Consider the following 14,494-nt stretch of genomic DNA (forward strand, 5'->3'; position numbering starts at 1 on the left):
AAAAATGAAACCCATTAGGGTTTATTTCGTATGCGAATTTTTAAATAATCTACACCGATCCCTTATAAAAAGTAAAAAAACTCCCCTGGAAAATTCCTAATGAAGTCTTAGCTTGATAGCAATGTGGCGAGACCCCCCATAATGAAAATTTTGCTTTTTTAAGTTGTAGTCTTTTTAATTCTGGAAAAGCTGGCGTCTATTTTACAAGTTCAGGATTGTATTGGAAAAATAGTTTTTTATCTAATGGAAATATAAAGTGGGATCAATTATCTCGAGTACAAAAAATCGAGTGTACTAAGGGGACATTTCTTTCTTTTGACTCTCAAGAGATGTTTAGTATTGAGGGAAGTGACTATCCAATAACATTATTTAAAGAATTAATTGAGGCCATTAGAGATTCATTCCATCATTCAAAATGATTATGATATCCAGCCTATAATACCAGTCAATCATGTGAAAGAAACATGTATACTTTTTGAAACATATGGTGAATTATTAGAAGAAGATAATGGTTTATATATAAATAATCATATACCTTCAAAAAAACTTAAAAGTATTCTGGACAGGTATGTTCTTCCGAATGATGAAGAAACCATTGCTTTTTTAGATACCTCTCTATTGGGTAATTTTGGTAGGAGCGCGACTGGCATTCTGATATGTAAATCAGGAATAGATTTTAGAGAAGACTTTGTAAGCCTATACTTTCCTTGGCATATTTTCCGCAATATCCCTATTACCTTAATCTCATATGAATTAGAAATTGGAAAAGGGAATAGATTTCACATTAGAGATTGTGGCATGCCTAGTAAAGAAATTTTATTATTCCTCAAAAAATTACAACAACAAATTAACAATGTATGCGACAAGGGTACTAATCAATTGAATGCATAGTTCCTATTTTTAAAACATTAATACCTAAAGGCATAGTATCAGTGTTGTTGTAACCAGGAGCAAAGTAGAAAATCTGTTAGATATATATGTATTTTGTAGTAGTAAAAATATCTTCAATTAGTAATGTTACGAATTATTTTTGATACAGTATTCTGTTACAACGATTTCAACAATTATAAAAAACTGGTTGGCTAACAAAACAAGATTCCCTCTAAAATGAAAAAATACGCTATTCTTTCTATAGAATCATAGGAAAGGATGGCGTTTTTAGAGGAACATGGATACAAATTTATCTTGTTTTTAAGAGGATATATTACTACATCATAAAAAATAAATAAGGAAAAATTAATTTTCAAACGTCTTTTTTAATAAAATCCTCAGATTATTATTTATTTGTATAACACCCATAAATAAAATATATCCTATTGATGCACCTAACATATTAATGGTTATCCGTCCCACATCAAAGACATCTGATAAAGTTAATAAGTGTAAAACTTCCCAAACAATAAAGGTTATAATATACCACTTACAAGCTGTCTTATAGTTGGTTATTTTATTAAAAAATACTGGAATAAAGAATCCGAATGGAATCAAGAATATTATATGCTGTAAGACCATTAGCCAATATGTTGAATTGCCCCATGGGCCTGGATGTGAAATAAAGTCCTTAATTTCAAAAAGAGATATTCCAAAAAATTGTAACAAAGTGCCTACATCAGATATATGTAAAAATTGTGTCCAAAATTCCATGGGATGATAGACATTTCCGCCTACTAAACTACGAAGAGAGTCAAATGTAGATGCTGAAATAAAGGTTCCTACAAATACGGCGAAACACATAATTATATAGGGAATACATAGAATTTTTGATAGTATCTTTAACGATTTAGGAAATTCGTATACTGATTGATGAATTTCCAAACCAATTGTTTTCGATTCTCCAAAACTTTGAATTGCTTTATCGATTGCTTCTTTTTCAGTCATATCTTGCGCCATATATTCTTCTTTCAAGCTGGTCAAATGATCATAAATTTCTAGAAATAACTCATCATGTTCAATATTGTTAAGTTCTGAAAAAGATAAAATAGACCTGATATACTCGTCAAATTCACTCATAAATAACTCCTTTCTGGCATACTTGAATTAGTGACGTTACACGTTCCCAAGCATTAACTTTTTTCTGCAATTCCTTTTTCCCCTTATCTGTAATTGTATAAAATTTTCTTTTCATACCACTCTCAGATTCATTCCAATAGGATTGAAGAAGCTCTTTTTTTTCTAATCGTTTTAATGCAGGATACAAAGTACCCTGCCCCATGCTATACAAATCTTCACTTTCCTGTTTTAGACTTTGAGCTATTTCATATCCATATGTATCATGTTTTGCAATGATAGAAAGTAACAAAATATCTATACTCCCTTTTAAAATTTCTTTATCCACTATTATCACTCCTCTACATACATAGTATAACAACATATGTCGTAATGCAACACACAAAATAAGGTACTCCATAATCAGCACCTTAAGAAACAAATGATTATTCGACAAAAAATAAGCATTATTTTTTGTTTTGGGGGTATTTACATTTGTTAGCTTGATGGCGATGGGGTCCCGCCCACATTTTAACGAAAATATACGCTAAGCAAATTCCGACATAAAATGAGCCTATTTTGAGTTTAGAAGTCTATTCGTTAAAAAGAGTATATACAAAGTATTGCCCTATGTAGCCTGCTCACGCCTTCTTTTATCTCTTCATTTGTTAAATGTCCATAACCCAAAATAATTCGGTTATGATGTTTTCCTTTTTCAATGGTGTGGTCTTCCACAGGATATACTTTCACTCCAAGTTGTTGGATTTCCGCAAGTAATTCTTTTGTGAATTGAAACTGATTGAATTCAACAATCAGGTGTAACCCTGTAGAATAACCGAAAATATTGATCTTATTCGAGAATGCTGATTTTAATTGATGGATAAGGAAGTCTCTTCGATTTTTATAGATTTTCTTCATCTTCATAATATGCCGTTCCAAATAACCTTCGGCAATAAATTTAGCAAGGACAAGCTGATCTAAAGAAGGGGTATGTAGATCCGAAAACCATTTTAACCTGCGACATTTTTCAATAAGGTGTGAGGGAAGAACTAAATATCCCATTCTAAGGGCCGGTGATAAGATTTTACTAAATGAACCTATATATAACACACGCTCCGGGTCCAATCCCTGTAATGAACTTACAGGTGAGCCTTCATATCGAAACTCACTGTCATAATCATCCTCAACAAGATAACAATTTGTTTTTCTCGAGTAGTTAATCAATTGAACCCGTCGTTGAATCGGTAACGTTCCACCTAAAGGAAACTGATGAGAAGGAGTAATAAAGATGAGCTTTGGATTTTTATTTAAAGGCAGCAAAGATGTATCCATTCCATTATCATCAACTGGTATAGGATAAAGGAAGGCTCCTGAAGTTTTAAAAATCGTTTGAATGTCATTGGTGATAGGATCTTCCATTAGCACTTCGTCACCCGTTGACAAAAGCAACTTAGAAACAAGTGTTAAAGCTTGGGTTGCACCGGAAGTAATCACCAATTGTTCTGGATGACAAAAAACCCCTCTTGTTTTCAGTAAATAGCGTGATAAAACCTCTCTTAATTCCGGACGCCCTTCGGGAATATCGTATCCAAACGTAGAAGGAGACGTTTCATTCCATATGGTGTGAGACAACTTTGCCCATGCCTTACGTGGAAATAAGTCCAATGCTGGTATACCTGAACGAAAATTAATGATGTTACTGTCTTTGTTTGTTTTTTCGCACCAAGATAAAGAATCAAATAGCGGTGATTTTTTATGTTGTTCTAAATACGTTCCTTCGGCAATAAATGTCCCTGAACCCTGTCGAGCAACCAAAAAACCTTCGGAAAATAATTGATCATAAGCTTCTAAAATTACATTCCTAGACACGTTTAACTCAGAAGATAGTTCCCGTGTTGATGGTAGTTTTTCTCCGGATTGTAGCTCTCCATTTAATATTCGTTCCCGTATTTGGTGATAAACCTGTCGAATTAAAGATATATCTAACGACCGATCAATAGGTATCCAAAGCATATAAATGTTCCCTTCATCAAAAATGGTACCATAAAAGTTTGTATGAAATGGTACTGATACAAACTATTTTAGCATGCTACAGTTGGATCAAACAGTTCTAAAGGAGATGAAAATGTGATGACTAAACCAGAATTTCAAGTAGCTCAGGCACTTAAATCGATTGCACGAAATGAACATATAAAATCCTATGTACAACAATCCACTGAACTCTATGCGTTATTATTACAAGCTGCGAAACTTCAACTTGTAGAACAATTAGTTGAAACCAATCATCCTGTATCTATAGCTACACATGATGAAATTCTTATCAAAGAAATGGAGCAACATCAATATCTTAGTCAACCTAATATAGAAATAGAAATGCTATATGGAATTCGTCCGGATATGTTAAGTGATTTAAAAAATAAAGGATATAACTCTAGAGTATATTTGACTTACGGGAAGGAGTGGTACTTGTATTTATGTCATCGGATAGCTGAATATCCGGGAAATCTATATCATGCAGTGACAGATATAATACATTCATCTTCAGCAGAGCGGAGTAGGGAATATTGAATAAACATTTAATCCCAAATGTGAAAATTATTTTGGCTATGGTTATTGTGGGGAGTTCAGTCGTAGCAGGTAAGTTAATTATTCAAAGTTTTCCTGTATTCGTAGCATCCGAACTAAGATTTCTTGTCGCAACCCTTATTCTGATTCCCTTATTGATAAAATTTGAGGGGATTCCTCCTATTAGTAAAAGAGATTTTTTTATCCTTTTTTTACAGGCATTATTTGGTGTGTTTTTATTTAATATTTTTATGTTATATGGACTGAAATTAACCACAGCCATTGAAGGTGGAATTATTACAAGTATAATTCCGGCTGTCACTGGGGGGCTTGCCTTCCTTCTCCTTAAGGAAAAATTAACAAAAAACATCGGTATAGGAATTATGTTAGCCATTTTAGGGACATTAGCAATCAATGTTTTCGGATCATCTTCAAATGTGGCACGTGGTTCCTCTCACGTATTAGGGAATTTGCTCATTTTCGGTGCTGTTATTGGCGAAGCATTATTTATCATATTAGGGAAACTTGTAGCACAACAAGTGAGTTCTCTTGCCATTTCAACGATTGTCAGTGCTTTTGGTGCTGTGTTATTTTTACCGTTTTCTCTCTACGAGGGCAGTCGGTTTCATTTGGAAAAAGTATCTATTTCGGAGTGGGGACTGATATTCTATTTTAGTATCGTTGTAACGGTTATTGCTTTTATTCTTATGTACCAAGGCGTCTCAAAAGTTCCTGCAAGTACGGCTGGAGTATTAACAGGTGTTTTGCCAATTAGCAGTATTATTCTTTCTATACTCATATTAGGTGAAGAAATCTCCTTGTTCCACCTTGTAGGAATAGGATTGGTATTAATGGCCATTTATTTGATTTCAAAACAACCGTCAGAGAATACACAAACTCAAAGCTTAGGAAAAGAAGTTGAGGAAGAGATAAGGAAAGAGTATTGAGGTGAACATATTAAGTCGCGTTATTCGGTCTCAAAAATCTCCGTTTTTGAGACTTTTTGATGCTTTCCATTTGATATTGAAATAATGCTATGTTATCCGTCTCAAAACTTGTCTTAAAATCAAAATCTTATTATTCCTTTATTTTATGACTTTCTGAACGAGCAAAAAGCCGATACTTTCCTTAGCCTCAAGGAATTATCGGCTTGTCCATATTAGTTTAGCTTATTTTTATTGGAACCCTTTTCAATTTTAGTCCCATATCATGGGTCTTTCCAAACCAACCATTCGTAAGTATTGTAAAAATTGACCTGCATGGACCGCATCATGGTAAGCAATCCGTAAAAGCATATCGCCTAAATATCGCTGGTAACCAACATCACTTCTATCAATAAGTCTTGACTCTAAATCCTCTATGGTTAGGGATTGAACATACTCTATAAAATCACCAAAATATAATTCAGATAATTCTATCTCTTTTTCTATAGAAATGATAGGTTCTTGATCATATGGGGTAGTTATTTCTGTTTTAACAGATCCATTGTTTCTTAAGACCATATGATAATCGAAACTTGCACTCCATACATGACGGATCATTTCCCCGAAGGACAACGCCTCTTTGTCGGGTCTCCAAGTAATCCAGCTATCGGGAAGTGATTCCCACAATTTTATAGAGCGTCGACGAGTTTCTTTTAAGTTCAATATAGTAAGATCAATTGCATTCATAATTAATTCCTCCTTATTGTTAGATTCAAGGTAATTGTATCAATAATACATTTAGGGTATCATCGAAATATGAATGTATACCCGAATATCTCATATATTGCAAAACTAATTGCTGAACCAACAAGAGCAATAATCTTGGATTGTTTAATGAATGGTCAAGCGCTACCAGCTAGTGAATTAGCCTATATGGCAAAAGTTTCTCACCCAACCAACTTTTCTCTTCTTCAATCCAAAAGAAGGCAGTGCTTTCATCACACCAAGCAAGCTTCAATCCTAATTTCCGGTAAAATTCAATTGAATTTTGTAAATTACTAATTGGTAAGTAGGCTTCATACAATCCTTTAATCATATGGTTTCCCTCCTACTCTCTATTCTTGAATATTAACTATATACATATAAGTTAAAAAAACGACATAAAAACCCCTTTCTTTTTGGGAGGGCGAGAGGATCTGGCCGTGTATAGAAGCGGTCAGGGCCTTTTCCTGCCACATACGAAGTTTAAAACAAAAGGAGCAAGCGAGTACAGGTCATGTTGTATTCTGCATAGCAGCGACTTATATGTCGGAAAATTAAAATGTATTTATATATATCAATGTAAAAACAATATTAAATCCAACGAAAGTATTAACATTCTATATATCTTTAGAGATAATGTACTAGGGACATTCACCAATAATACAAATCTTGCATTCTAATAAAATGAAATCTCCATCAGCAGGGCTTCACCCCCACCCTTCCCCAAACATCCCATACTCCTTCAAAAACCGCAACTTCACCAATCCAACAGGTCCATTCCGATGCTTTGCCACATGAATTTCTGTAACATCCTTGTTCTCCGTCTCCTAATCATAATAATTCTCCTGATACATGAGCATAATCAAGTCCGCATCTTTCTCAACTTATACCGTTCCCCTATATGTCGAACCATCTGAAATGAACTGTAAAATATCTAGACAAAATCCCATATTGCATTCTCAAAACTAAAAAGGTACGGTAACAAATTTATCGTGAATTTGTTACCGTACCTTTTTACCACCAAATATTCTTTATAATTTACCTTTTTTTAGAGTACTAGTATCAATATGTCCAAGATTCAGAGATTAATTGCAATTATCTTGGGGTTTTTGCACCAAAACCAAGCGCTGCTTTTTCCTATTATTGGTGTTTATCGTATAAACATTGTATGAAAGTTTGTTATCCCTATTAAATAGAAACTTGCTATATAGAATAATTTTTTTATATGATAAAGTGGGCTTATGCTTAAATGAAAAAAGGAGAGTGACTCAGATGACAAACCAAAATGAAACGAACGCTTTACCGCCAAAAACATGTACGATTGAACGTCTCATCACAATTCAAGAGGACATTGAAAAAGTGCTTGCAGGACAGAAAACGGCTACTCGCCGCAACGGGAGATATGCGGATGTCGGGGAAGTGATGGAGCTTCAAGGTCACCAGTATGTTGTGGAGAAGGTCTATTCGCAGTCACTTGGCGAATTGACTGATGAGCATGCCCGTCAAGAAGGCTATGCGAATGTGGAGGAATATAAGCAATCTATCCTGTCTCTTCACCCTGGCATGCCATGGCTGCCAAATATGAGAGTTTGGGTTCATGAGTTCCGTCCCGTCGAAGGTTAATGTGATATAAGGATGGACATGTTGTATCGACTGCTTCTGTATGTACATATTTTCAGTGCAATCTTATCCATCGGCCCGTTTTTTGTATTGCTTCCGCTCATCAAAAAACTGCGGGCTTCAGAGGCCCACGCGCGGCAGGCTTATCTGGATGTATTCCGATTTTCGGTCAGGCTGGCCAAGCATGCCGGGCATGTGCTGGTTGCATCCGGGGTTCTGCTTGTACTGGCGGGCCCTTGGACTTGGAAGACCCCTTGGATAGTGATGACCCTTATTCTCATGGCGAGTTCATTATTTTTCCTAGCCCGCGCCTTTTCGCCAACCATTCGGAAATTCAGCGAAACGGGCCAAGACAAGGACGCCTTGATTCAATTGTTGCGGCGTTCTGTTTGGATTTACATTGTTCTTTTAATGGCGATGTTATGGTTCATGGTGACAAAGCCTGCGTTGTGGCAGGGGTGATAGATCTAAGGCGAATAACGACTTTGTATGATTGCCGTTTGAATTCGCCGGGCGGCATGGAACAAGGACAAGCCAAAACTGGCTTGTCCTTATTGTAGTTACGCTTTGAAGAGGTGATGGAATGGCCTTTTACGATCTGGGCCTATTATCCCAAAACGAAAAAATGAGCTTTTTTATTACAAGTTAGGACAAAATCTCGTTCTGGGGGAGGTGTATTTTTTTAGCTTGATAGCGATGTGGCGAGACCCCCCTAAAAAGAAAATTGTACGTTAAGAAATTGGTTGTCTGTAAAGATTGTATTCTATACGATATATAAGAACTAACGTTTGTGATAAACTAAGATATGAATAAAGGGGGAATTCGCATGAACAATTTTAATAATATAATCAAAAATTTAGATAATATAGTTTACAAACCTAATAACTTAATGATCACTAATCTAAAAGAAGAAAAACAAAATTCAGAATATGCAGGAGGAATATTCCAGTTAAATAACAAAACCATACGTTTTAGGGTATCAAAAATTACTCCTAATAAAATTGGCCAATTTGTTTCTTTTTGGGAGAAAAATGAAAACATGCAAAATCAAGCCTTCTCTTATGACTCTTCTCCTGACTTATTAGTTATCACTTGTATTGATGATAATAAACTAGGACAATTTATTTTCCCCAAAGAGATTCTTCTAAAAGAAAAAATATTGAAAACTCAAAGTCAAAAAGGAAAGATGGCTATGAGAATTTATCCTATTTGGGATAATCCTGTTAGCACTCAAGCTAAGAAGAGCCAGATGTGGCAACTTCAATATTTTGTTGATTTAAGTGAGACTAATAATTTATCCATAAATAAATTATTAAATTTATATTTGTAGCTTCTTGTTTTAGTTTTGTAAGTGGCTCCAAAAAGAAGGAATCGTTGTCGAACCCCAAAAACGCCATCCTTTCCCATGGTTCTACAGAAAGAATAGCGTATTTTTTCATTTTTTTGGGGAAATTGATTTGACTGGGCCTATTCATTAATAGAATCTTATCCTAAGTTCAGCTTACGTTCTTCAAAAATTCGTTTTGCTACAAAGATTGCATTAAGGACTCGTGGAAAGCCCGTGTAAGGGATGCAGTGCATGATTGCTTCTACTATCTCATCTGGTGAGAGACCAACATTAAGTGCTGCGTTAATGTGAACATTAAGCTGTGGTTCACAGCCACCCTGTGTAGTTAGTGATGCGATTGTAACTAATTGACGTTGTTTGATGTCTAATCCTTCTCGAGGATAGATATCACCAAAAGCGAATTCAACAACATATTTACCGAGATCAGGAGCAATATCTTTTAGTGAATCTATAACACGTTGCCCACCTTCTCCATCTACTTCCATTAGTTTTTTCCAGCCACGCTGATAACGTTCATTATTCATTGCATTTGCCTCCTAAGAATTTATCAATTTTAATTTTTTAATCATTTAGTACGTCTATGATGCGTAGTATCGATTGATTAAAAAGTACTCTTAACTAAACGTTACACCTTAGAGTGCGCTCTAAGGCAACCCCTTTTCTTTGTGTTATAATGAATTTTATGGAAAAGATATTTACTATTAAACAAATTTCAAAAGTAACAGGACTTACTGTGCACACTTTGCGTTACTACGAAAAAATTGGGTTACTTAACGAGGTGAACCGAGATATCAATGGCTATCGTCAATATTCGGAAGCTGATATTTCTTGGATCAATTTCTTAATCCGTTTAAGAGTAACAGGAATGCCAGTCACAGACATGAAACTTTTTTCTGATTTACGAAGTCAAGGTGAAACTACAATAAGTGCTAGACGAGAATTGTTAGAAATACATCAAAATAAAATCCTTAAAGAAATGAAAGATTTGAAGGATAATCTGGTGAAAATTGAAGAAAAGATTGATTACTATAAGAGGATGGAGGAACATAGGAAATAACCATTTTACATTATCATTTATGTCAAAAGTTTAAGGAAGTATCTACTGAAAAAACGCCATTCTTTTGAAAGAATGGCGTTTTTTTGTTTTAGGGTATTAATTTTTTCTTAGCTTGATAGCGATGTTGTGCTACCCCTACCGTAGTACACCCCCACTTACTAACGGGCCAGTTAACTATATCAAAAGTTTTTCCTTAACGTCAACTAAGTTGACAATAGTTTTTTATCGATGTATAGTTAACTTAGTTAACAATATATATCTGGAGTGATTAAATGTTTACTATTGGAGATTTAATTATTTATTCCACACATGGCATTTGCCGAGTTGATGATATTTGTGAAAAAACAGTTTCAGGTATTACAAGACCGTATTATGTGTTACATCCGATGGAAAATAATCATCAATTAACAATTAGTACTCCTGTTAATAATGATAAAGTGGTCATGCTTGCACTAATTCATCAAGAGGAAGCCAATGAAATCCTTGAATCGTTTAGATATCCAGGAATAAAATGGGATGACAATCATAACATACGTTTCAAGCTATATTCCGATATTATAAATACAGGTGATCGAAAAAAAATTGCTTTAGTTATAAATACACTGATGCGAAAAAAAATCAATGCTGAACTTCATGAAAAAAAACTTTATGAACAAGATCGTAAACTTTTGAACACTATACAAAATATACTTTTTAAAGATTTAGCTATTTCATTGAACACTACTTTTGAAGAAATAAATGAAAGGATAATAAGGTTGATAAATGGAACAAAATAAGATGCAGTTTTTATTCATAAAAAAAGAATGGCTCGGTTGAGATGAATTTTTCAACAATGCCATTCCTTTTATTTGTCATTATATTTTTATCAGTTAAAGTTATATTTCCCAATCTAACTTTAATAGATCTTTAAGAATCTTTACTTGCTCAACACCTATTTTTTCTGCAATTTTATTCTCAAGTTGGGCTTTAAGTGCCTCGTTTTTTTCGTAGCATTCTTCTCCCAAAGCTGTTAGCTGGATGCTCTTCTCTTTCTTGTTGTTTTCGACATTGTTGATTTCCACTAATCCTTTTGTATAAAGATTTTTGATGAACTTATGGATCGCCTGGCGAGAAATTTCTACATTTTTTGTAACATACGAAATGGTAGGTCGCTTTTTATAAATCTTAGCCATGATATACCATTCTGAATTTGAAATATAAATCTCACTGTTATAGTTCCATGCTTTCTCTGAAACTTTTCGGACCAAACTATGTCGCTCGCTTAATAAATCTATAAGATCCAAATTTTGTAATTCGGAGTTTAGAATCAAACAATTCACTCCAATCCTAATCTTCACTACTTAATATACAAAATCCGCAACTGGATGTCAATTTGAGATTCAGCCGAGATACGTGTAAAACTAGGTCATGCGGATACATTATTTACCAATAATATTTTCCGAGTATTACCAAATACAGTTTCATAACTTAAAAGTTGTGGAATAGTCTCTTTTCAATGGGGAGGTTGAAAAAGATGGTATTATAGAAAATAAAAAGGACTGAAGGAAATGCCAAAATACATATCAGAAAATTGTTTTAAAAATATTGAGTGACAGTCCGTTTATATAGAAAAAGCCAAAGTCGAAAACCATAATCTCTACTTAACATTTAAGAGCCTGGTAATTACAAAAGAACATCCCTTAAACCCATTTGACACTGAATGGGAAACAAATGAAGTTGTAGCGACATTTTGGCTCATCCATACACATAAAGCGACTAAATCTTTTGCTTGGTACTTACTAGTTCGTTGCACAAAACCAACATCTCTAGCAAGATCTCGTAAGGTATTTAGGGATAAGAAGCTTTGAATTTCTTAAGCAAATAGTTGTAATTCATCAAATATAGAAGTAGACATACAAAAACGCCATCCTTTCCTATGATTCTACAGAAAGAATAGCGCATTTTTCATTTTGGGAGCTTTATAAAATTCTTAAGTTGATGGATGTGTGTATCTCCTCTCTTCCAAGATATCATTTTCCTCATAAAAGTGTATGTTTGCAACCTATTAATATTTGAGAATCGAGTGTAACTAATCGCTTATCAATAACCTTTTCAAAGAAGGTAAAATGCCCCTTTTCTATCAGTTAAAAAATATTTATTTGTAATCAGCCCTTTAAAAATGATAGCAGTGCTTCATTAAATTCTTTGGCATGTGTTGCATTGAACCCATGTGGACCACCCTTTATTAAAGCCACCTTAGAATTAGGAATTGCTTCATGTGTTAGCTTTCCACTATATTCAAATGGAACAGTTGCATCTGAATCACCATGAATAACAAGGGTAGGTATATTAAACTTGGCTAAATCTCCTCTGAAGTCCGTTTTGCTGAAAGCAGCGATACAATCTAGTGTTCCTTTAGGCGATGCACCCGCTGCAATATCCCTATTGTAAAGTCGGAACGGTTCACTGACTAAGTCAGTTCGATCTCCAGCAGCAAAAAACCCTCTCATAAACTCATCAAGAAATGCTAGACGATCATTTTTCACTCCATTTTCAAACTCTTGAATTGCTGCATCATCTAATACTCCCTCAGGATGATCTGCTGACTTGTAAAGGAATGGTGGTACAGCTCCTGCAAATACAGCCTTCTCTACTCTATTTGTTCCGTAGATTCCGATATAGCGAGCTACTTCTCCACCCCCCATTGAAAATCCGACCAGTGTCACATTTTGGAGATCCAAATGCTCTAGTAACAGATGTAAATCAGTAGCGAATGTATCATAATCGTAACCATTCCATGGCTGAGAAGAGTTTCCGAACCCTCGACGGTCATAAGTTATGACTCTGTATCCAGCCTCAACGAGAGCAGGAACTTGGTATTCCCAAGATCGACCACTTAATGGCCAACCGTGAATGAATACTACTGGCTTCCCTGTGCCATGATCCTCATAATATAGCTCAATGGGTGCTTGATTTTCGGTTCCTACAGTAATTTTTGCCATTCTTCTACCTCCAAAAAACATTCTAATATATCCTTTTCTTCAATAATCCGGATGAATCTCGTAACCTATTTATGCACGTCTATGTTGTGGACTCTAAGCATGAAACTCTATTGTTCCGCTGAATTCATTTTCTGTTTTTGTAACAATTCCCCATCTAATACCTTTTTCATCATGAAATAATTGCTGAACATTCCTCATATTTAATTCTAATAACAAAAATAGGCGACTATCAATATTGTTCTATCTATAGAATGTATAGGTAAAACCAATTAATTTTATGGTAAAAATAACTATAGTTACCATCTATGCAAATTATAGATAATTTAGAATTGATTAATGAACTGGTTTTCAAATACTATAAATTTGTATAGCGCTTCATGTTCTGTGAATGCTGCTATAACTAATATAACGAAACTAGGAATTTATGATAATGTTCCACTGTTTAAACTTTCTTCGACTACTTAATTTTTAGGAGGAATACATAATGTCTGATCTCTATTCTCGTATTAACAAAGATGATGCTGTCGTTCTTTTAGTGGATCATCAAACTGGCCTTATGTCCGGACTAGTACGTGACTATGGTGTTGATGAATTCAAGAACAATGTTTTAGCTCTTGCTCACACTGCTAAGTTTTTTGATTTACCAGTTATTTTAACAACAAGCTTTGAACACGGACCTAACGGACCTTTAATGCAAGAATTGGTTGATCTATTTCCTCACGCACCAAAAATAGCTCGACCTGGACAAATTAACGCATGGGATAATGATGATTTTGTAAAAGCAATCGAAGAAACTGAAAAAAAACAACTTATCATCGCGGGCGTAGTTACGGATGTTTGCGTTGCTTTCCCGGCACTTTCCGCTATAAAAGCTGGGTATGAAGTATTTGCTGTTACTGATGCTTCAGGAACTTTCAGTAAACAAGTTGCAGATGCTGCCAATACGCGTATGGCACATAGTGGCGTGCAACTTATGAACTGGTTTAGCGTAGCGTGCGAATTACAGCGCGATTGGCGCAACGATGTCGAAGGTTTTGGCAATTTGCTTGCTAGTAATCTTCCAGGTTATCAAAATATAATTGGAAGCTATATGGGAGCTCAGCGAGATCTTAGTAAACAAAATGCATAAATTTATTCCTAAGAAATAGCTATAAATCACTTTTTTTAAAAGTGGATAGCATAAATTTAGTGCTGGCTAAATCAGCGCTCCTTTTTAAATTAAGAAGTATAGCAAAGCTTTTATTTTTACGAT

Annotated in this window: 14 protein-coding genes and 6 pseudogenes; 10 read left to right on the top strand and 10 right to left on the bottom strand. The window is 34.7% G+C overall.

Going from position 1 to position 14,494, the window contains the following annotated elements; genetic code table 11:
• Window positions 1-152: 152 nt before the first annotated feature.
• Window positions 153-891, top strand: a pseudogene (locus MR076_RS15905) (hypothetical protein); the annotation flags it as partial.
• 345 nt (window positions 892-1,236) lie between these two features.
• Here MR076_RS15905 and MR076_RS15910 read toward each other — a convergent pair.
• From MR076_RS15910 to pdxR, 3 genes are all read right to left on the bottom strand, one after another.
• On the bottom strand, window positions 1,237-2,010 hold the full coding sequence (locus MR076_RS15910) for a VanZ family protein (RefSeq protein WP_242222190.1): 774 nt from the start codon (window positions 2,008-2,010) through the stop codon (window positions 1,237-1,239).
• Complete coding sequence (locus MR076_RS15915; protein ID WP_242222192.1) at window positions 2,003-2,335, bottom strand: PadR family transcriptional regulator; 333 nt, start codon at window positions 2,333-2,335, stop codon at window positions 2,003-2,005. Before MR076_RS15915 ends, MR076_RS15910 begins: the two co-directional genes overlap by 8 nt.
• Before the next feature lie 251 nt (window positions 2,336-2,586).
• The gene (gene pdxR / locus MR076_RS15920; RefSeq protein WP_242222193.1) at window positions 2,587-3,999 is read right to left on the bottom strand and encodes a MocR-like pyridoxine biosynthesis transcription factor PdxR; all 1,413 of its coding nucleotides are present in this window, start codon (window positions 3,997-3,999) and stop codon (window positions 2,587-2,589) included.
• Window positions 4,000-4,236: 237 nt separating this feature from the next.
• Between pdxR and MR076_RS15925 the strand changes: the two are divergent.
• A pseudogene (locus tag MR076_RS15925) lies at window positions 4,237-4,554 on the top strand (proline dehydrogenase family protein); the annotation flags it as partial.
• Window positions 4,551-5,498, top strand: a complete 948-nt coding sequence (locus MR076_RS15930; RefSeq protein WP_242222195.1) for a DMT family transporter — start codon at window positions 4,551-4,553, stop codon at window positions 5,496-5,498. The pseudogene MR076_RS15925 and the gene MR076_RS15930, both read left to right, overlap by 4 nt.
• A 249-nt stretch (window positions 5,499-5,747) precedes the next feature.
• On the opposite strand, the gene MR076_RS15935 is transcribed toward MR076_RS15930, so the two are convergent.
• Window positions 5,748-6,221, bottom strand: a complete 474-nt coding sequence (locus tag MR076_RS15935; protein ID WP_242222196.1) for a DinB family protein — start codon at window positions 6,219-6,221, stop codon at window positions 5,748-5,750.
• Window positions 6,222-6,290: 69 nt separating this feature from the next.
• Here MR076_RS15935 and MR076_RS15940 point away from each other — a divergent pair.
• Window positions 6,291-6,431 (top strand): annotated as a pseudogene (locus MR076_RS15940) (winged helix-turn-helix domain-containing protein); the annotation flags it as partial.
• On the opposite strand, the pseudogene MR076_RS15945 reads toward MR076_RS15940, so the two are convergent.
• Both MR076_RS15945 and MR076_RS15950 read right to left on the bottom strand, forming a co-directional pair.
• Window positions 6,424-6,570 (bottom strand): annotated as a pseudogene (locus tag MR076_RS15945) (VOC family protein); the annotation flags it as partial. The pseudogenes MR076_RS15940 and MR076_RS15945 overlap by 8 nt on opposite strands.
• A 373-nt stretch (window positions 6,571-6,943) precedes the next feature.
• Window positions 6,944-7,120: pseudogene (locus MR076_RS15950) on the bottom strand (DnaB-like helicase C-terminal domain-containing protein); the annotation flags it as partial.
• A 388-nt stretch (window positions 7,121-7,508) separates the two neighbouring features.
• Here MR076_RS15950 and MR076_RS15955 point away from each other — a divergent pair.
• The 3 genes from MR076_RS15955 to MR076_RS15965 all read left to right on the top strand — a co-directional run bounded on the left by MR076_RS15955 (window position 7,509) and on the right by MR076_RS15965 (window position 9,186).
• Window positions 7,509-7,859, top strand: a complete 351-nt coding sequence (locus MR076_RS15955; protein ID WP_242222312.1) for an ASCH domain-containing protein — start codon at window positions 7,509-7,511, stop codon at window positions 7,857-7,859.
• Between the two features lie 18 nt (window positions 7,860-7,877).
• On the top strand, window positions 7,878-8,318 hold the full coding sequence (locus tag MR076_RS15960) for a DUF2269 family protein (protein ID WP_242222313.1): 441 nt from the start codon (window positions 7,878-7,880) through the stop codon (window positions 8,316-8,318).
• A 364-nt stretch (window positions 8,319-8,682) separates the two neighbouring features.
• Window positions 8,683-9,186 carry a MepB family protein gene (locus MR076_RS15965; protein WP_242222197.1) on the top strand — a complete coding sequence of 168 codons (504 nt, stop codon included), beginning with the start codon at window positions 8,683-8,685 and terminating at the stop codon, window positions 9,184-9,186.
• Window positions 9,187-9,341: 155 nt separating this feature from the next.
• Here MR076_RS15965 and MR076_RS15970 read toward each other — a convergent pair whose 3' ends face one another.
• Window positions 9,342-9,728 (bottom strand): carboxymuconolactone decarboxylase family protein, encoded by a 387-nt coding sequence (locus tag MR076_RS15970; protein ID WP_242222198.1) that lies wholly within the window; start codon window positions 9,726-9,728, stop codon window positions 9,342-9,344.
• A 158-nt stretch (window positions 9,729-9,886) separates the two neighbouring features.
• Between MR076_RS15970 and MR076_RS15975 the strand changes: the two genes are divergently transcribed.
• Both MR076_RS15975 and MR076_RS15980 read left to right on the top strand, forming a co-directional pair.
• Window positions 9,887-10,261: a MerR family transcriptional regulator gene (locus tag MR076_RS15975; protein ID WP_242222199.1), complete on the top strand. Its 375-nt coding sequence runs from the start codon at window positions 9,887-9,889 to the stop codon at window positions 10,259-10,261.
• A gap of 272 nt (window positions 10,262-10,533) precedes the next feature.
• The gene (locus MR076_RS15980) at window positions 10,534-11,037 is read left to right on the top strand and encodes a CarD family transcriptional regulator (protein WP_242222200.1); all 504 of its coding nucleotides are present in this window, start codon (window positions 10,534-10,536) and stop codon (window positions 11,035-11,037) included.
• A gap of 99 nt (window positions 11,038-11,136) precedes the next feature.
• Here the strand turns inward: MR076_RS15980 and MR076_RS15985 are convergent, their stop codons facing one another.
• The 3 genes and pseudogenes from MR076_RS15985 to MR076_RS15990 all read right to left on the bottom strand — a co-directional run bounded on the left by MR076_RS15985 (window position 11,137) and on the right by MR076_RS15990 (window position 13,242).
• On the bottom strand, window positions 11,137-11,571 hold the full coding sequence (locus tag MR076_RS15985; RefSeq protein WP_242222201.1) for a MarR family winged helix-turn-helix transcriptional regulator: 435 nt from the start codon (window positions 11,569-11,571) through the stop codon (window positions 11,137-11,139).
• 386 nt (window positions 11,572-11,957) lie between these two features.
• Window positions 11,958-12,110 (bottom strand): annotated as a pseudogene (locus MR076_RS26820) (IS4 family transposase); the annotation flags it as partial.
• Window positions 12,111-12,405: 295 nt separating this feature from the next.
• The gene (locus MR076_RS15990) at window positions 12,406-13,242 is read right to left on the bottom strand and encodes an alpha/beta fold hydrolase (protein ID WP_242222202.1); all 837 of its coding nucleotides are present in this window, start codon (window positions 13,240-13,242) and stop codon (window positions 12,406-12,408) included.
• 484 nt (window positions 13,243-13,726) lie between these two features.
• Here MR076_RS15990 and ycaC point away from each other — a divergent pair, with 484 nt between their 5' ends.
• Window positions 13,727-14,371: an isochorismate family cysteine hydrolase YcaC gene (gene ycaC / locus MR076_RS15995; protein WP_090998886.1), complete on the top strand. Its 645-nt coding sequence runs from the start codon at window positions 13,727-13,729 to the stop codon at window positions 14,369-14,371.
• Window positions 14,372-14,494 lie beyond the last annotated feature (123 nt).

Source organism: Bacillus cereus group sp. BfR-BA-01380 (assembly GCF_022663535.1).
In the GTDB taxonomy this organism is placed as follows: domain Bacteria; phylum Bacillota; class Bacilli; order Bacillales; family Bacillaceae_G; genus Bacillus_A; species Bacillus_A cereus_BB.